Source organism: Chryseobacterium sp. JK1 (assembly GCF_050632815.1).
Taxonomy (GTDB): domain Bacteria; phylum Bacteroidota; class Bacteroidia; order Flavobacteriales; family Weeksellaceae; genus Chryseobacterium.
Genome location: NZ_JBODRU010000001.1, coordinates 241,085 through 260,290, shown reverse-complemented (window position 1 = coordinate 260,290; position 19,206 = coordinate 241,085). Strand labels below are relative to the sequence as shown.

16 protein-coding genes are annotated in these 19,206 nt (G+C 36.8%); 10 read left to right on the top strand and 6 right to left on the bottom strand.

The genetic code is table 11. From position 1 onward, the window contains the following. Positions 1 to 253 precede the first annotated feature (253 nt). The 5 genes from ACQ76T_RS01270 to ACQ76T_RS01250 all read left to right on the top strand — a co-directional run bounded on the left by ACQ76T_RS01270 (position 254) and on the right by ACQ76T_RS01250 (position 7,813). Entirely contained in the window at positions 254 to 2,395 is a 2,142-nt protein-coding gene (locus tag ACQ76T_RS01270) for a S8 family peptidase (protein ID WP_431341541.1), read from the top strand. A gap of 76 nt (positions 2,396 to 2,471) precedes the next feature. Then, entirely contained in the window at positions 2,472 to 4,544 is a 2,073-nt protein-coding gene (locus ACQ76T_RS01265) for an alpha-ketoacid dehydrogenase subunit alpha/beta (RefSeq protein WP_431341540.1), read from the top strand. A 206-nt stretch (positions 4,545 to 4,750) separates the two neighbouring features. Beyond that, a complete protein-coding gene (locus ACQ76T_RS01260) occupies positions 4,751 to 5,779 on the top strand; it encodes a bestrophin family protein (protein ID WP_431341539.1) in 1,029 nt (342 codons plus the stop codon). A gap of 193 nt (positions 5,780 to 5,972) precedes the next feature. After that, complete coding sequence (locus ACQ76T_RS01255) at positions 5,973 to 7,058, top strand: serine hydrolase domain-containing protein (protein ID WP_431341538.1); 1,086 nt, start codon at positions 5,973 to 5,975, stop codon at positions 7,056 to 7,058. Positions 7,059 to 7,075: 17 nt separating this feature from the next. Then, positions 7,076 to 7,813, top strand: a complete 738-nt coding sequence (locus ACQ76T_RS01250; protein WP_431341537.1) for a hypothetical protein — start codon at positions 7,076 to 7,078, stop codon at positions 7,811 to 7,813. 41 nt (positions 7,814 to 7,854) lie between these two features. On the opposite strand, the gene ACQ76T_RS01245 is transcribed toward ACQ76T_RS01250, so the two are convergent. Continuing rightward, entirely contained in the window at positions 7,855 to 8,313 is a 459-nt protein-coding gene (locus ACQ76T_RS01245; RefSeq protein ID WP_431341536.1) for an Lrp/AsnC family transcriptional regulator, read from the bottom strand. 157 nt (positions 8,314 to 8,470) lie between these two features. On the opposite strand from ACQ76T_RS01245, the gene ACQ76T_RS01240 reads away from it, so the two are divergent. After that, positions 8,471 to 9,697 (top strand): aminotransferase class I/II-fold pyridoxal phosphate-dependent enzyme, encoded by a 1,227-nt coding sequence (locus tag ACQ76T_RS01240; protein ID WP_431341535.1) that lies wholly within the window; start codon positions 8,471 to 8,473, stop codon positions 9,695 to 9,697. An 80-nt stretch (positions 9,698 to 9,777) separates the two neighbouring features. On the opposite strand, the gene ACQ76T_RS01235 is transcribed toward ACQ76T_RS01240, so the two are convergent. Further along, positions 9,778 to 10,413, bottom strand: coding sequence for an immunity protein Imm33 domain-containing protein (locus ACQ76T_RS01235; RefSeq protein ID WP_431341534.1), 636 nt, complete (start codon positions 10,411 to 10,413; stop codon positions 9,778 to 9,780). 85 nt (positions 10,414 to 10,498) lie between these two features. After that, the gene (locus tag ACQ76T_RS01230; RefSeq protein ID WP_431341533.1) at positions 10,499 to 11,503 is read right to left on the bottom strand and encodes a glycosyltransferase; all 1,005 of its coding nucleotides are present in this window, start codon (positions 11,501 to 11,503) and stop codon (positions 10,499 to 10,501) included. Positions 11,504 to 11,709: 206 nt separating this feature from the next. Here ACQ76T_RS01230 and ACQ76T_RS01225 point away from each other — a divergent pair, with 206 nt between their 5' ends. Both ACQ76T_RS01225 and ACQ76T_RS01220 read left to right on the top strand, forming a co-directional pair. Continuing rightward, positions 11,710 to 12,723: an SDR family NAD(P)-dependent oxidoreductase gene (locus ACQ76T_RS01225; RefSeq protein ID WP_431341532.1), complete on the top strand. Its 1,014-nt coding sequence runs from the start codon at positions 11,710 to 11,712 to the stop codon at positions 12,721 to 12,723. Positions 12,724 to 12,762: 39 nt separating this feature from the next. Further along, a complete protein-coding gene (locus ACQ76T_RS01220) occupies positions 12,763 to 13,566 on the top strand; it encodes a helix-turn-helix domain-containing protein (RefSeq protein WP_431341531.1) in 804 nt (267 codons plus the stop codon). A gap of 263 nt (positions 13,567 to 13,829) precedes the next feature. Here the strand turns inward: ACQ76T_RS01220 and ACQ76T_RS01215 are convergent, their stop codons facing one another. Then, entirely contained in the window at positions 13,830 to 14,996 is a 1,167-nt protein-coding gene (locus ACQ76T_RS01215; protein WP_431341530.1) for a THUMP domain-containing class I SAM-dependent RNA methyltransferase, read from the bottom strand. A 137-nt stretch (positions 14,997 to 15,133) separates the two neighbouring features. Between ACQ76T_RS01215 and ACQ76T_RS01210 the strand changes: the two genes are divergently transcribed. Continuing rightward, complete coding sequence (locus ACQ76T_RS01210) at positions 15,134 to 15,859, top strand: class I SAM-dependent DNA methyltransferase (protein ID WP_431341529.1); 726 nt, start codon at positions 15,134 to 15,136, stop codon at positions 15,857 to 15,859. After that, positions 15,859 to 16,584: a ZIP family metal transporter gene (locus ACQ76T_RS01205; protein ID WP_431341528.1), complete on the top strand. Its 726-nt coding sequence runs from the start codon at positions 15,859 to 15,861 to the stop codon at positions 16,582 to 16,584. The genes ACQ76T_RS01210 and ACQ76T_RS01205 overlap by 1 nt, the downstream gene beginning before the upstream one ends. 58 nt (positions 16,585 to 16,642) lie before the next feature. Here ACQ76T_RS01205 and ACQ76T_RS01200 read toward each other — a convergent pair whose 3' ends face one another. Next, positions 16,643 to 18,034 (bottom strand): OmpP1/FadL family transporter, encoded by a 1,392-nt coding sequence (locus ACQ76T_RS01200; RefSeq protein ID WP_431341527.1) that lies wholly within the window; start codon positions 18,032 to 18,034, stop codon positions 16,643 to 16,645. A 54-nt stretch (positions 18,035 to 18,088) separates the two neighbouring features. Next, a complete protein-coding gene (locus ACQ76T_RS01195) occupies positions 18,089 to 19,204 on the bottom strand; it encodes a prolyl-tRNA synthetase (RefSeq protein ID WP_431341526.1) in 1,116 nt (371 codons plus the stop codon). Positions 19,205 to 19,206 lie beyond the last annotated feature (2 nt).

The window sequence follows — 19,206 nt, the reverse complement described above, 5'->3', positions numbered from 1 at the left end:
TAACTTTTTATAAAAAGAGAATGTAAAGTTACTTCATTTTTTCTAATTATTGCCTTATTATACTCATCAAACCTATAATATAAGAATATTAAAAAAAATATAAAATAAAATCTTTCCAAACAATGATTTTAACTATTAAAAACATAAATTAAAATTAGCTTAAAAAATTAGAGTTATTCATTAAAACTATCTAAGAATTAAATTTTTACTATAATTTTGATCAACCTAATTTTTAATAATTTACTAACAAAAAATGAAGAAACAGCTACTTTTAATCAGCACTTTCGCTATTTCGCTAATAAGTGCACAAAACAATGATGAATTAAACAGAAAGCTCGAAAAACAAAGAGCTGATGATAACGAGAGGTTTGAAGCCTATGTTTCGAAGAAATACGGTGCCAACAGAAGTCCTGAAGCGTTAAAAGAAATTGAGCTGCAAAGAACCAATCTGGCAGCTTTTCTCCCTAACAACAGACCTTACTTCCTGCAAGCAACTGATATCGACCAGATTAAAAACTCCAATTCTGATTTTCTACAGGGAGGAAATATCACCGGTTTGACAGGTTCTTTCAATGGTGAAGGTATTAAGTTTACTATTTTTGACGGTAGTACTACGTCAAGAGTTGCCAGAGTATACGCCAACCATGTTTTTTTTAACAATATTCCCAACCGAATAATCAATAAGGAAAGCAGCACTGTGAATTATGGTGACCACGCAACAGCGGTAAGCAGTTTTATAGGAGCAAGAGATTATCCTTATCAGGTTACCTTTAACAATGGAACAACAAGACAGGTTAATTTTAGAGGAATTGCCCCTAATTCTACTATAGAAGCTTATGCATTTGGAACTTCTGTATTGGATGGAGAAACTGCCCAAAGTACAGTTTTCCAGAAAATTGTTAAAGCCCAACCTAATATCTCCAACCACTCTTATGGAAGCAACCAGGGATGGGGAGATCCCCAAACAGTTAACAACGAAACTGCATGGGTATGGAATGGTTTATTCGTAAGCCCCAACACCTCGCTTGATGCTCAGGGAACTTATTTTACAGATGATCAAAATTATGATCAGATTGTTTACAACAATCCTTCTTACATTATTGTAAAATCTGCGGGGAATTCTTTTGGAGAGGGACCTAGTGCTGCCACAAGTACTTTCAAAAAATACTACAAGGATAACTCCGGAAATTATGTTGAGTTTGCTGCCACAGACACGTTACCTCCAAATAACTGTGCGTTGGGATACGACTGTATTGGTATTGGTTCTTTAGGAAAAAATATTATTTCTGTTGGTGCTGTTGACAAAATTACCACGAATGACGGAAGATATGCGGCTTCTACCGATGTTGTTCATTCCAGTTACAGCAGCGCAGGACCAAGAGATGATGGAGGCATCAAACCTGATATCACCGCTGTTGGTACAGACGTTGCCAGCGCATGGACAGATAATTCAGCAACTGGTGGAAGCAAGATAGATATCGGAGACGGTACTTCTTATTCTGCACCTGTAGTAACGGGAATTATTGGACTTTGGACTCAAATTAACAAACAACTGTTTTCAGGAAGTTTATTAAATGCTGCATCGGCAAAAACATTAATGATACATTCCGCAAAGGAAGCTGGCAACATTGGCCCAGACCCACAATTCGGATGGGGTTTTATTGATGCGAAAAAAGGTGCTGAACTTCTGGTAGGAAAATCTAACAACAGCATTATATTCAATGATGAAGTATTAAATAGCGGAGTATCTAATGTAAAAACAGTAAAAGCATCAGGATCAGAACCGTTAAAAGTAACCATATCTTGGGTAGACCCAGAGTTCACTAACTTCACCAACCAATGGTCTGATATTTACAACAACAGAACCTCCAAACTTGTGAATGACCTGGATTTAAAAATCACTGACCTGGTAACCAATACCGTTTATTATCCATGGAAACTTGATGCCAACAATCCTATGACTCCGGCAACAAAAGGAGATAATACGGTAGATAATGTAGAGCAGGTTGTAGTAGATCTTCCCACTGCAGGAAGATCTTATAAGATTGAAATTACCAATAAAGGAATATTAAAAAATAATGCGGGAAGCAATGCTCCTCAAAATTACTCCATTATTGTAACAGGATTTACAGAATTATTAGGAACAAAAGAAACTACAAATCCTTTAGCAAATCTTGCCATTGCTCCAACAATTACGAAAGACTTCACCAATATTGTAAATGCTCCTAAAAAAGCAACTTTCAATGTATATGATCTTACAGGCAAAAAGTTACAAAGCGGAACTGTAAATAATGATAAGCAATCCATAGATTTATCCACTTACATCAAAGGAATTTATATCGTTGAAGTAAAGACAGACAAAGATGTTATTTCTAAAAAAGTGATCAAGGAATAACCTTTAAAAACAAAGATTTTTCACAAAATACTAACAACTGTTAGTATTTTGTTTTTTTAATGTATATTTGCTTCCTATGGAAAATACACTTCACGAAAAAGTTTCTCAGGATATTTTACTTAAAGCGTACAATCATATGATGCTGGCAAAAGCCATGGCCGACATTTATGAAGAAAACAGAAATGTATGCAAATATGTTCACAGTACTTCAAGAGGTCATGAAGCCATACAACTGGCAACAGCTTATCAGCTTAAGAAAGAAGACTGGGTTTCTCCTTATTATAGAGATGAAAGCATTCTTCTAGGAATTGGTTTTGAGCCTTATCAACTGATGCTTCAGCTATTGGCTAAAGCTGACGATCCTTTTTCAGGAGGAAGATCTTATTACTCACACCCTTCAAGCCGCGATGAAAACAAGCCAAAAATCATTCACCAGAGTTCTGCTACCGGAATGCAGACCATTCCAACTACCGGAGTTGCTCAGGGAATAAAATATATTCAGGATTTCAAACTTCAGAATTTTGAAAACAATCCGGTTGTCGTTTGTAGCTTAGGAGACAATTCTGTGACTGAAGGTGAAGTAAGTGAAGCTTTACAATTTGCAGCACTGCACCAACTGCCTATTATTTTCCTTGTACAGGATAATGAATGGGGAATTTCTGTAACAAAAGAAGAAGCAAGAACTTGTGATGCTTACGATTTTGTAGCAGGTTTTACAGGTTTAAGCAGAATGAGAGTGGATGGAACTGACTTTGTAGAAAGTTTCGAAGCTATGAAAAAAGCCGTGGATTTTGTAAGAACAGAAAGAAAACCTTTGGTTGTCTGTGCCAAAACCGTATTGATTGGCCACCACACATCCGGAGTAAGAAGAGAATTCTATAGAGACGAAGAAGATTTAACAAAACATAGAGCTAAAGATCCGGGAGAAATCCTTAGAAGACAGCTCCTAGAATCAGGTGTAGATGAAGACCTGCTGAAACAAATTACTAAAAAAGCACGTCTGGAAGCAGAAGAAGCTTTTGAAAAAGCTAAAAATGCAGAAGATCCAAAACCTGAAACCGTAATGCAACACGTTTTTGCTCCTACTCCTATTACAGAGGAAACTGGAACACGTGAGCCTGCAAACGGAGAAAAAATTGTGATGGTAGACGCTGCTATTCACGCCATTCAGGAATTGATGTGGAAACACCCTGAAGCTCTTCTTTACGGACAGGATGTTGGAGAAAGAATTGGCGGAGTTTTCCGTGAAACCGTTACATTAGGGAAAAAATTTGGAAGCAAAAGAGTTTTCAATACAGCCATTCAGGAAGCGTATATCATTGGTTCTACTGCCGGTATGAGCGCTGTAGGTTTGAAACCTATTGTTGAAGTTCAGTTTGCCGATTATATCTATCCTGGTATCAACCAGCTTATTACAGAAATTTCAAAATCCAGCTACCTAAGTGGTGGAAAATATGCGGTAAGCAATATCATCCGTGTTCCTATTGGAGCTTATGGTGGTGGCGGTCCTTACCACAGTGGAAGTGTTGAAAGTATTTTAGCGAATATCAAAGGAATCAAAATAGCTTATCCAAGTAATGCAGCAGATTTCAAAGGATTGTTAAAAGCAGCTTATTATGATCCTAACCCAGTTATTATGCTGGAGCATAAAGGTTTATACTGGAGCAAAGTTCCGGGAACTGAAGATGCAAAAACAATAGAACCGGCAGAAGACTACATTCTTCCTTTTGGAAAAGGAAAAGTGGTAGTGGAAGCTGATAAAAAGGAAACCGAAAAAGGCAGAACCTTATTGGTTGTTACTTACGGAATGGGTGTTTACTGGGCTAAAGAAGCCGTGAAGCAGTTCAATGGAAGAGTTGAAGTGATTGACCTTAGAACATTAATTCCATTAGATGAAGAACTTGTTTTTGAAAGAGTAAAAGCTCACGGAAAATGTATTGTACTTACAGAAGAACAGCTGAACAACTCTTTTGCAGAAGCATTTGCTCACCGTATTTCGAAAAACTGCTTTAAACATCTTGATGCTCCTGTAGAAGCAATGGGATCCTTAGATGTTCCGGCAGTACCTATCAACCTAGTTCTGGAAAAAGAAATGCTTCCTAATGCAGAGAAGCTCTCCAAAAAAATAGAAGAAATGCTTGCTTATTAAATAATTCATAAAAAAACCTCTAAAATATTTTTAGAGGTTTTTTTATGAATTATTTTACTACTTTTATGTAAGATTACTAATCTCAATGTTAGACTTTTATAATCGAAAAAAAACATAAACATCCATCTCATACCTCCCATACAAAGTAACCCTTACTGTAGTTTGGTATTTATTTTGTCTGTACTCCAAAAACACATCCCATTTTTATGATCACAACCAAATACGTCAATTATAAACAGGTTCTCAATCTTGCAGGTGTACATCTTGTCCTTATTTCTATCTGGTGCACATTAATTGCTGTTCTCTTTTATTTCTTCAACTGGCATTGGATGACCATTCCCTGGGTTCCTCTTGCTCTTATTGGTACGGCAGAAGCATTTCTGGTAGGCTTCAAAAACAATCAGGCATATGACCGACTTTGGGAAGCCCGAAAAATATGGGGCGGCATTGTGAATTCCAGCCGTTCGCTGGCCTCCATGGTCTATGCATTTGATACCAAAAATGAAGAAATTGGTGCTTTTGACCTCGAAGATCGTAAAAAAAGGATCGTTTTCCGACATATTGCATGGCTGTATACTTTCCGCGAACAACTTCTGGTACCCACAGAATGGGAACATATAAGCAGTGAAAATAAATTCGTAAATGTCAATCTCAGACGAAACAGGCTTATCAAAGCTGGGTTTCCCGATTATGGAAGAGCCCCTATTTTCCTTCACAAATATCTTTCAGAAGAAGAATATGATCTTAAAAATCATTATAAGAACTTTGCTACCTACCTGATTTCTCAACAGGCCAAAGACATTAATGAATTGAAAAACATGGACGCAATCACAGATTTCAATCAGACTCAGCTTCAAAATAGTCTGAACGAATTTTATAATTTTCAGGGACAGGCGGAAAGAATCAAAAAATTTCCCTCTCCCAGACAATTTGCTAGCACAGCGTTCGTTTTTAACATTCTTTTCATCCTGCTGCTCCCTCTGGGACTAGTCAATGAATTTGCAAAACTTGGAGACTGGGGAATCTGGACTTCCATTCCGTTCTGTATCATCATCGGGTGGATCTACATCATCATGGAACTCGTAGGAGATTATTCTGAAAACCCATTTGCAGGGCTCATGTTTGATGTTCCAATGCTTTCTATATGCAGAACCATTGAAATCGACCTGCTTCAAATGAGTGGAGAAACAGACCTTCCCGAACCTATCTCTTCTAAAAACGGAGTACTCGTGTAGTTTTTCAGCTATCGTAAAATCATATTACATACAGGAAAAAGATTCAATATATTTTGTGAAATACCTATTAAAAGTTCATCGTTTTTTATAATTTAGAGGAATTGAAAAAAAGTGTTGTATGCATTTCTGTTTTTGGAAACATACAATTACTTTTTCACCAGCTAATAATTCTATCTCCTCTTTTTTTAAAACAATGAAATCCAAAAAACTCCTGCAGATTCTAGCGATAGTAGTCCTTATCATTTTCTGCCCTGATGCAAAATCACAATCAGCTTTCAATAAAGAATTACCAAAAGATTTTGCAGAAAAATTCACCAAAGAGATAAATGACAGCATCCCATCTCTTGGGACGTTCATTGTTTCTCAGAACGACAGGATACTATATGAGCACTATTTTCATGGAGCTAATAAAGAGACTGTTTTTAGTGTAAAATCTGTTACTAAAAGTATTGTTTCTGTTTTGGCAGGAATTGCAAAGGATAAAAACTTACTTCCCAATCTCAATACTCCAGTTTTAAAAATTCTTCCGGAATATAATATTTCAAGAAGCAGATTCAAAAACATTTCCGATATAGAAGGTAAAGTACTTCATGATTCTATCAGAAACACTTTAACTTTAAAAAATCTATTGACCATGCAGGGAGGTTTCGATTGGAGTGATAATTCAAAAGTTTCAACAGCCATGTTCTTTTCCAGTGATCCTGTAAAGTTTGTTCTGGATCTGCCTTTTGAAGAATATCCCGGAACCGTATTCAATTATAGCAGTGGCGACAGCCATATTTTCGGGGCTGCATTGGCAAAAATTGTAAAGACCAGCCTGAAGCAATTCGCAACTGAAAACCTCTTCAGACCTTTAAAAATGAATATTACCCGATGGGATACTGATTCCATGAACAGAAATTTTGCTGGTTCTGAACTATTCATGAGATCAGAAGACATGCTAAGATTCGGTTCTATGATCCTTAATAACGGAAAACTATCAGGAAAGCAAATCGTATCTTCAAAATGGATTCAGGAATCTACCTCAGAACACGCAAAATTGGATTCCTGGGATGTAATGCCCAATGCCAACGGCTATGGTTACTATTGGTGGAGAAGAACAAGTAACGGACATCAGGCTTTTGTAGCAACTGGCTATGGCGGTCAGCTAATCTGTGTCATTCCTGATCTAAAAATGGTTATCGTGACCACCTGCTTTTTGAATGATAAAAACAGAGGAAGATCAGAGATCAAAAGACTGCATTATTTCATCGACAAAATCACAAAAGCAGACTATTGAACTTACAAAACATTGAAATGAATAGTAAACTATATACCATTTTCCTTCTCCTGTTATCAACAATAATGTCTTTTGCACAATCTCATGAATCCATTAAAAAGGTAAGAGAAAAACAACTCAACCTTCAAAATAAAACCGAATCTCTGGATTTTAAAAGAATGGAAACCGAACTTAAGGAACAAAGCAAAGACGAAAGTCCTTTTACCTACGGGGTTTTCCCTTATCCTATCTATGACAGTATTCAGAAAGATGGTTTTAAAGGAGTGGGAACATCGGGAAATTTTTTCGGTCTGAAACTTCAGGATAAAAGAATTGTTTTTACAAGCTTTATAGAAAAGAACTGGGGAAATATAAATTCACACAAAGTGAAAGGAAAAGACAGAGTATTTTTCAGCGTTCTTGTTCTTACAGATTTCATTGATGACAAAAAATATTCTTCCAGTAAAATGCATATTGTTTCAAGGAATTTTCCGGACGTTATCGGACAAGGATTTGTAAAAACATCCCTTCATAAAATTGATTTTTCGGCCTTCACTACCCCTGAAGGAGATGATTTTGCCATTATTAATATGAAACTTTATCATTTAAAATATGGTAATATCATTCTGATTGCTCCTCAGAAAGATGGAAGCCTAAGAAGTATGCAACTCAAAAATGAAGCAGATCTTAGCACAGAAACGATTAATCCTTTTTTGCAGGAACTGATAAAAAAGCCTGAAATAACTGCATTTTTCATCAATAAAGATTCAATCTGAGAACTTTACTTTATAGGATCCAAATAAAAAAGTACTTTTATTTATAAAACAATAGCGGTTGTATTTTTCACCTCAGAAATCATAAAGGAACTATGGGTACTGGCAATATGCTGAAGTGTTGTCAACTTCGTAAGCATGAAATTACGGTAATCTTCAATATCTTTCACACTTATTTTGAGAATATAGTCATAATCTCCACTTACATGGAAGCATTCTGTAACTTCCTCAAGGTTCATTACTTCTTTTTCAAACTGCAGTACAAACTCTTTTTTGTGCTGTGTCAGTTTTATATGGCAAAGTACAATAAAATCTCTTTTAATCTTCTTTTTGTTCAGTAACGCAACATATCTGGAAATAACCCCTGCATTTTCAAGCTTTTTTACCCTTTCATACACAGCAGTAACAGACAACCCGAGCTTTCCGGACAACTCTTTGGTGGTTTGCTTACAGTCTTCCTGCAAAAACAACAGCAATTTTTTATCAATTTCATCAAGTTCCATAGATAATTTTTTGGTGAAAATTTAATATCCACTAAGATACTAATTATATTTTCTAAATAAATAACATTTAGCAGTTTTATATACTATAAATACAAATTTACATTGTAATAATTAGGAAAATAATGCAAATTAGGCCAATAAAATAAAAACAACATTTATGGAAAACTTTAATGCAGCCAATGAGATTCAGGATCTTCAGTATTTTGGAGAATTCGGAGGAGTGAATCCTTCCATTTCCGACAGTTCTACCTATACTTTCCTTTCTGCAAAGACGATGTTTGACACTTTTGAAGGAAATGCGGAAGGATGTTATCTGTATTCCAGACATTCATCACCTATGAATCTCTATCTGGCGCAGGCTCTTGCCAAAATGGAAAACACAGAGTCTGCCAACGTTACTGCATCCGGAATGGGAGCCATCACTTCTGTTCTTATGCAGCTGTGTAAAAGCGGAGATCACATTATTTCCAGCAGAACCATCTATGGAGGAACGTATGCTTTTCTGAAAAACTTTATGCCACAGTTCAATGTAGCGACAACATTCGTGGATATCAATAATTTTGAAGTTATAGAAAATGCAATTACACCTAATACAAAAGTAATCTACTGTGAAAGTGTAAGCAATCCCCTTCTTGAGGTGGCAGATCTTAGAAAACTGTCCGAAATCTGTAAAAAACACAATTTAAAACTGATTGTTGACAATACATTTTCACCACTTTCAATTTCACCCCAACTATTTGGAGCTGATGTTGTTATCCATAGCTTAACGAAATTTATCAACGGAAGCAGCGATACAGTGGGAGGAGTATATTGTGGAACTCAGGCTTTCATTGATGATACTAAAAATGTAAATTCTGGTGCATGTATGCTTCTTGGTCCCACAATGGACAGCTTAAGATCTTCAAGCATCTTAAAAAACTTAAGAACACTACACATCAGAATAAAACAACATAGCCACAACGCGATGTATCTTGCTGAAAGATTTGAAAAAGACGGCTTAAAAGTATCCTACCCAGGGCTGCCGTCTCATAAAAATCATGAATTAATGAGCAGCATGATTGATCAGGAGTACGGATTTGGGGGATTATTGACCCTGGATGCCGGAACTACTGAAAAAGCCAACGAACTGATGGAAATGATGCAAACAGAGAATTTGGGCTACCTGGCTGTAAGTTTAGGATTCTACAAAACCTTATTCTCCTGCTCAGGAAAATCTACCTCTTCGGAAATACCAGAAGAAGAACGTGCTTCTATCGGGATTTCTGATGGTCTGATCAGATTTTCTATCGGCTTAGATCACGACATTAAAAGAACCTATCATAAAATGAAAGAATGTATGCTGAAAGTAGGCGTTCTTAACCATGAAAACATTTCTATATCCTAATTTTATTGTAAAGGCTGCTGGTAGAGCAGCCTTTTTCTTTCTCTTGGCATACTAGTCATAAGTCATTTTTAAGTTCAGAGTTATTCCTCCTCATTTTTACGTATTTCAACATTTCCTTCTTTCATAAGGAATCGGTATCCGAAAGGTATAGCCAGATATTTTAAAATATCTGGGCGAGAAAAAGCAACATGGTAAAAATGCACCACTTTTAATGATTTAATATCATTATTATAATCATCTGTAATAAGATACCAGCCACACTCATCCTGAGGTGAATCATATCTAATCCCTTCTATATCTTTCCCTTCGTAAACTCCATCTGATATTACTATCGATTGATTAAAGTTTGGAAAAAGTGGAATAAAACTTTCTTGCCAACAAATTTCTCCTTGATGCCTAACAACTGAAATGGCCGTATCACACCCTTTATTAAAATCACTACCTTCAGAGTTGACTTCATAAATAGTATAGAAATTGTCTTTATCTAATCTAAATTGCAACAACCATGAATAATAGCCTATATTTTGGTTTTCAGAAATAATACGCTTACTATCTAAAATATAATCGATAATATATTTAATAACATCTATATAGTTTTCAGGAAGATTTCTACCAATGACAATTCTAACTTCTTTATCCAGATAAAAATTCAATCCCCTAGTTTCAACATAAGTATTACTAATTACATTTATTTCAATTTCTTTATATGTTATCATCTTTTATAAAATCTTTTTTGACAGTCTCTTTTTATTAGAGAAAAACGCCATATAATCTTAACCAAAATTAAAAAGATCTTCTCAGTTACTTTTTATAGTAATGATGAGGAAAAGCATCTTCCGGCTTCATTCTCAAAACATTCAGAAGAATCCAGGATTTTAAAAATCCATAGCCGTAAGAAAACATTTGAATATAGGTAGAAATAACCGCCATTCCGGCGATACTGATGTTTTTAGTCAGTAATAAAGCATGGAAAAGTACCAAAAATGTATATAAGCCATAAAAAGCCAGAATAATTCCTCGGCCTAAAATGAAATATTCTAAAAACCCCATCATGTATCCCAGCATGAATAAAGTAGGAAAAGCAAAGGAAATTTTCACATAATTAGGGTGTCTCTGGTTCAGGATTGGTCTTGCACATCCAAACTGATACACCTGTTTGGAGAATTTTCCAAAATCTACTCTACGCTTATGATAAACGGCAATATTATCAAAAAAAGCAGTGGTAAATCCGTTTTCCCAAAGTGTCATCGACAAATCTGGATCCTCTCCTATTCTCATCTCTGAAAAACCTCCGACCTTTTCAAAAACAGCTTTTTTCACTCCCATATTAAAACTTCTGGGCTGAAACTTTGAAACCGCTTTTTTACTTCCTCTGATCCCTCCTGTTGTAAAAACGGAAGTCATGGAATATGAAATCGCTTTCTGCATCAGATTGAAGCCTTTGTGTGCTTTATCTGCACCACCAAATGCATCACAGGGGATGGTAAGAATATCGTTCTTAATATGTTCAATATAATCTTTTTCTACAATCACATCACTGTCTACAAAAACAAGCCAATCATTGGCTGCCCTTGCTGCGCCATAGTTTCTTGAAAGCCCCGGCCCGGAATTATCTTTTCTGAAATATTTGATATCCAGACTTTCTTCAAAGTTTTTGATTGTGGGTTTAAGATCAATCATAGAACCATCGTCTACGATAATCATTTCAAATTCTTTATCGGTCTGTTGGGTCAAAGAGGTCAGCAACTCAAAAAGTTCATCTTTTCGGTTGTAAATAGCAACAACAATAGAAATAGTAGGCTTCAAATTAAAAATTTTTCAAAATTACTTATTCAAAAATAAAACAGCAAACAGTTTAACAGCTTATTCTGATAAATTAACGGACACAAAATTCACTTATTGTACCTACCTATACAACAGGTGAAATTCTGAACCAACTTATTTGACATTTTAAACAAAATGAACGCAAATGATACCTCATAACTTTGCTATAGAAATTTAAAAACAAAAAAATGGAACAGAATATCAATCCAATGCAACAACCTTTACATTCAGGGTTCACAGCTTATTCAACAGCTCAAGAAGTGATTAACGGTATTGATCTTACAGGAAAAACAGCTATTATCACCGGTGGTTATGCCGGAATTGGCCTCGAAACGACAAGAATACTCGCTTCTGCCGGAGCTCAGGTAATTGTCCCTGCGAGAGACACTGAAAAGGCAGCGCAAAATCTTTCAGGAATTAACAATATTGAACTCGAAGTAATGGATCTTATGAATCCCACCTCTATTGATCATTTTGCAGAAAGATTTATCTCATCAGGCAGAACACTTGATCTCCTCATCAACAATGCAGGAATCATGTGGGTTCCTTTGCGTAGAGACAGCAGAGGTTTCGAATCTCAGCTGGCGACCAACTATCTCGGTCAGTTTCACCTTACTGCAAAGTTATGGCCGGCTCTGAAAAAAGCAAACGGAGCAAGAGTCGTGAATGTTTCTTCTTACGGACACCAAATGGCTCCTTTTGACTTTGAAGATCCTCATTTTGAAAATAGAGATTACGAAACGCTTTTAGGATATGGACAGTCTAAAACGGCCTGCAATTTATTCTCGGTAGAACTTGATAACAGAGGAAAGAAATCGAATATCAGAGCCTATTCTCTTCATCCGGGATCTGTTTTTGGAACTGATCTAGGAAGAGAAGAGCCTATTGAACTTTATAAACAACTCGGTACCCATGACGAAAACGGAAATATCAAACCTGAAGTGAAAGCACGATTGAAAACCATTCCACAAGGTGCTGCAACAACAATCTGGTGCGCTGTAAGTCCTCAACTTAATGAAATTGGCGGAGTATATTGTGAAAACTGTGATATTGCAGAAATAGACAACGGTCAAATTGAGCACAGGTTCGATGAACCAGTCACTATTCGAGGAGTACAACCCTACTCTGTTGATAGAAATAATGCGGAACTTTTATGGAAATTAAGTGAAGAAATGCTGGGATTTCAGTTTGATGCTCAATAATTACTTTTTAAATACATTTGTAATGAAAAACTTTTGACAATGGATTTCCAGATTCAATATCTCACTCCGGACATCAAGCTTTCGAGTTATGATGACAAGCTATTCAAAACAGAAACGGTTTTTGAGTACCACATGCTGGTTTGGTTTATTTCAGGGGAAACGAAAATTATTCAGACAGATAAAACCTATCTTTTTAAGGCCGGAGATATTTTTCTTATTCCAAGAAATCATCTGGCTACAATCATCAATTATCCTAAGGATGGACTGCCACATAAAGCTGTAGTCATGCATCTTACCACAGAACGCCTGAAACAGTTTTACGCCAACATTGATCATCAGAAAAGCATATCCCGGGAGTCCTGTATTTACAGTTTCAGTAGCCATCCTCTTCTGAGCAGCTGTCTTGCTTCACTGATTCCTTATTTTGAAATAGAAGGCGTCTTTCCTGAAAACATTGCTCATTTAAAGATTACCGAAGCTATCAGTATTATCAGAGAAATAAATCCTGAAATAGACTCTGTTCTGGCCAATTTTTATGAACCGGGAAAAGTAGATCTGATTAATTTCATGGAAAAAAACTTCATGTTCAATATGTCTCTGGAACGATTTGGCTACCTTACCGGAAGAAGTTTATCAACCTTTAACAGAGATTTCAGGAAGATTTTTCAAATGACTCCACAACGGTGGCTTACCCAAAAACGCCTTGAACTGGCCTATTATTATTTATCAGAAAAGCGGAAAAAACCTTCCGATGTTTTTCTGGAAGTAGGTTTTGAAGACCTCTCCCATTTCTCTCATGCTTTCAAAAAACAATATGGGTTTGCTCCTTCCCTGGCACGATAAAAACAAAATAGGTTATACGAATATGTACAACCTATTTTTATTATGTAAGTAAACTGTTCATTACCTCAGTGATTTCTTCTCTGAAATATCTGAATCTTTTGATTGCCTCTTTTGAGATATTACATTATGATTTAATGCTTTTCTTTCAGGTTTAGACGGTGATGACCGTGACGATTTTGATGCATAACCAAACAGCTCTAGTAAATCAAAAATTACATCAAATATGTCAAAAAAATTCCAGGACATTCTAATCTCAGAGGTTATTATTTATTATCTTCCAATTTATGAACCTTTTTTGTTCCTTCATACATTTCGTACTGTAAAAATCTCGTTTCCAGTTTTCCGTTGAAAAGTTTGATCTTTCTTGAAGGACGAAGACCTACTTTCTTCACCGCTTCCAAATCTGAAGAAATCAGCCACGCTAATGTATTCGGGTAATGTGTTTTGAAAGTATCTCCTATTTTTTTGTAGAAATCATCGTCGTTAATAGAAATTCTCTCATCGTATGGCGGATTGAAGACCATTAACAATGGGAAAAGATCTTTTTTAGACTCAAAGAAGTTCTGTTTTCTGATCTCAATAACATCTTCCATTTCGGCAGCTTCTACGTTCATTCTTGCAGCATTCAGCATTCTTGCATCAATATCATAGCCTACAATTTTGCCATCAAACTGTCTTACTCTGTTAATTCTGAATTCTTTGATTGTTGCAAACAGATCTGCATCGTAGTTGTTCCAGTTCTGGAACCCGAATCTTTTTCTGAAAATCTGAGCCGGAAGATCCATGGCGATCATCGCTGCTTCAATCAATAATGTCCCGGAACCGCACATTGGATCAAGGAAGTTTCCTTTTCCATCCCAACCAGCCAACTGAAGCATTCCGCTTGCCAATACTTCGTTGATAGGCGCTTCTCCCTGCTCTCTTCTATAACCTCTTTTGAATAAAGGATCCCCTGAAGAATCCATAGAAATCATTACCAGCTCTCGATCAATATGAAGATGGAATTTGATATCCGGGTTTCTCGTTTCTACATTCGGACGTCTTTTGAATTTTTCCTGGAAATAATCCACAATCGCATCCTTCATTTTTAAAGTAACAAACTGAGAATGTTTGAAGGTTTCAGAATTTACGGTTGCATCAATAGAGAAAGACTGATCAACATCCATAAAGTTTTCCCATTCAAATTTGAATAGTCTGTCGTAGAACTGATGTTGGTTAAAAGCCTTAAATTCATGAATAGGCACAAGGATTTTCAATGCTGTTCTCGCAGAGTAATTAATTTTATAAAGGAAACCAAGATCACCTTCACAATTTACCGCTCTATTTTTAATTTCAACATTTCTTCCGCCCAATTTCTTGATTTCTTCTGCCAGAATATGCTCCAATCCGAAGAATGTTTTTATCTGTATTTTAATATTTTCTGTATCCATAAGTTAGAATTAAAAGATTTAAAGCTTTAACAATTAAAAGATTAGCTATTCAATTTCTTGTCCAATTGAATTTTTCAATCTCTTAATGTTGTAAAATACTTTGCTTTTAACCGCACAAATTTAGTTATTTTTGCATTATGGAATGGTTTGAATCTTGGTTTGATACCCCTTATTATCATTTGCTCTATAGCAACAGAGACTATACTGAAGCCGAAAACTTCATCACAAAGCTTACTGCGGATCTTCAGCTGCCGCCTCAGTCCAAAATCATAGATCTTGCCTGTGGAAAGGGAAGACACTCTGTTTTTCTCAACAAATTAGGATACGATGTTTTGGGATTGGATCTTTCAAGACAGAGTATTGAATCGGATAAACAATACGAAAATCAGACCTTGATTTTTGAAGTTCACGACATGAGAAATCCCATTGATGCAGATCCTATGGATGCTGTTTTCAATCTTTTTACAAGCTTTGGGTATTTTGATAACGAAAATGACGACAAAAAAGTATTTCAATCGGTGTATAATGCTTTAAAGCCTGGCGGATATTTCGTTCTGGATTATCTGAATGAGCAATATGTAAGAAATGTGCTGGTTCCTGAAATGGTAGTCAACCGAGGGGATATTGATTTCAAGATACTGAAAAAAATAGAAGGCAGACATATTATCAAAGATATTCGTTTCGAAACGGAAGGCAAACCTTTTCACTTTTTTGAGAAAGTAAAACTTCATACGTTGGAAGCTATTCATAACTATGCTTCGGAATGTGGTTTTGAAAGAATAAAAATTTGGGGAGATTACCAGCTCAATGAATTTGATAAGGAAACCTCACCACGTTGTATCAATTTATTTAAGAAAAAATAATGACAACAGTACTTTTACTGGTTTTAAGTGTCGTTTCCGGAGTATTTCTGGGGAAGCACTTTGGTAAAAAGGAAAAACTGGCCAAGAATCTATTGATATTGAGTGCCGGTTTTCTGATCACCATCTGTCTGAATGAGGTTTTCCCTCAGGTATACACTTCTTCAGCAGGCAGTAGCCTTGGGATATTCGTTATTGCAGGAGTTCTTCTGCAGATGATTCTTGAGGCCCTTACCAAAGGTTTTGAACACGGTCACTTTCATCATCATAATGAGCACAATATTCTGCCTGTTGCCTTAATGGTAGGGCTGTTTATTCATGCATTTATTGAAGGAATTCCGCTTGCTAATGAACAACATACGCTTTCGCCTTATCTTTTAGGAATTCTGTTTCACAATTTGCCTATTTCATTTATTTTGGGCGCATTTTTATTTAATGGAAAAAAGGATTCCAAAAGTAGTTCTTATCCTTCTTTTCTGATTATAGCCTTATTTGCATTAGCTTCTCCGATGGGAATGTTGCTTGGAAATTATTTCAATCCAAACCTTCAGCCTTATTTTCTGGCGATCGTCGGAGGAATTTTTCTACATATCTCATCCGTTATTATTTTTGAAAGTAATAAAAACCACAATATTGACTGGGTAAAAATCGGTCTGGTAGTGCTGGGAGTTTCCTTAGCATTAGTCATGCATCTTTTTCATCAGCACCCTGGTACACATATTCATTAAACGTAAAAAAGCTCCGAGAATTTCGGAGCTTTTATTTTTACTATCGTTGTGTAAGAACTTAGAATTTCCATCCAACGGTAAGGAAGAAGTTGTTTCTGGTATTCTTTACCTCACTTACTGCATAAGTATCACTCTGAGCAATTTGAGTAGAAGAATAGTAAGCAGTATCAAAATTACCATCTATATATCCTCTCATGAAAGGATTGCTGTATTTGGAAGTAATGTTCTGATAAGATGCATCAATATAAAATGACTTGAAGTCATATCCAATACCCAATGAAGCCGTATTTCTATCGCTTAACAAAAGATTGCTGTACGACTGATCTCCTGAAACTCCAGCATCATTAAATCGGCTAACGGTAAGAGCATCAAACGGACTAGACTGGTAAGCATACCCTCCTCTCAATCTGAACTGTTTTACACGATATTCTGCACCTACTCTAACTTCTGAAAGATTTTTATAGTTGTCTTTGAAGAAATCATTGTATTCTCTTTCTGCAGGTCCATACACCTTATAATCAGGTTTTGTAAGCCCCAGCGTGTAGTCTACGTTCAATGAGAAATTTTTACTTGCTACAAAAGCCGCACTTACCGTTGCTTTAAGTGGAGAAGTAAATTTTCTGTTTTCAGCCCCCATACCATCTCCATAATTAGCATCGTTATAGAATTGATATGTTCTGTCTATTGACCAGAAGGTTGGCGTCTCAAGGGAAGCACCAAGTCTGAAGTTAGGACTCAGTTTTCCGATAACCCCTAATGAAGCTGAAAAACCTGAAGATCTTTCGAAGAAAGGAGTATCCTGCTTGCTGAATAAACTTACAGAATTAGTCACAAGATTTCTATACCCTAATGTATCATACTGGTCAATTGACGCATTAAAAAAGTTTAATCCCGCACCAATATAAAGGTTATGATTATAGTTTGCCCCTACCCCGAAACTCATCTTAGATACATTTCCGTATCGCTGATATGAATGTCCTGACATTGCAGCACCCAACCTTGGATCAGTTGCACTAAAATCATAGATTATATTATTGTTACCTGGTGAATGAATTTCATTATCCAGGGATTGATTGGAGAAATTAATACCTATATTGATAAACTTCCAACCTGACGCTGATGTTGATGTTAAAGGAAAAGCAATAATTCCTCCAACGTTTCCAAGATCACCTCTTGTTTTGCTATAATCTAATGTAGAACCCGCCATAGAGCTACTGTTCTTATTTCCTGAAATAGATAAAGTTCCCGAAACCTCTCCTGATATTGCAACCCCCAAACCTGCAGGGTTCGTTAGCAAAGAGTTCGCATCTCCCCCTAACGCTCCATTTGATCCAGCCATTGCATTGAACTTAGCAGATCCCACCATAGGAGTAGTTGAGTAAGCTTCCACAGTATTTCTGATCACAGAAACATCCTGAGCCTGCGCAAAAAATGCCGCAGAAATACTCATTATTACTAAAGATTTTTTTAACATTATTTTTAAATAGTTTATTAGTTTGAATAATTATCTGAAGCCACCTCTTCCGCCTCCGCCGGATCTGAAGCCACCACCTCCACCACCGGAACCTCCTCTGAAGCCTCCGCCGCCAGAATTAAAGCCTCCACTGGATCTGAATCCTCCAGAATCATTAGATCTGAAACCTCCATTATTATATCTTGGTTGAGATTGCTGATACTCTGGTCTTGGCTGTGGAGTCGAATTACGGAATCCGCCATTACCAGATTGGGTATTTCTGAATCCTCCGGAATTACCGTTTCTGAATCCACCAGAATTGCCATCTTGTCTGAATCCACCAGAATTTCCCTGTCTGAATCCTCCGTTGGCATTACCATCTCTGAAACCGCCATTGGTAGAGTTTCTGAATCCTCCACTAGTTGTATTTCTGAATCCCGAATTAGTGGTATTGGTTCTGTAAACTGCATTAGCTACACCCGGATTAACAAATCCTCTTCCTGTAGCACCACTTCTTCTGTAGATAGGTCTGTTGTAGTAACCACTACCCCAGTAGCCACCACCGTAGCCCCAATATGGGTTTCCATAGTAGCCACCACCCCAGAATGGATCATAGTATCCTCCACCCCAGTATGGGCTTCCCCATCCGAAAGAGCCTCCCCAGCCCCAGCCGAATGATCCGCCCCAACCCCATGAAAGACTTGCACCCCAGCCCCAGCCGCGGTTCCATCCCCAATAAGGGTTATAGCCTCCGTACCAACCACCCCAGCCATACGGAGATCCCCATCCCCATGAGTTGTCGTAGTAGTTGGTTTGTGAACCTGCATACATCCCCCAATCGGAATCGGTAGCATTGGAACTCCAATTTGTGTTGGTTCCGCTCCAGTCACTATATCTGTTTTGCTGTTCTCTGGAATTCGCTTCTGCATTTTGAATCAAATTCGAATCCTGATAATAGTCATAGTATTCTCCTACTCTGTTTCCGCTATCATTAATGATAACTCCTTCAGGTAGCGTATCCTTGTTAGGGTCGTAATAAACCCCATCTGTCTCGCTATACCCTCCCATCTGAGCACCACAAGACACAAGCAATAATCCGCCAGATACTGCCAATATCCCTTTGGATCTTAGCAGACCGAGCAAATTTTTATGTATATTTCTTTTCATGA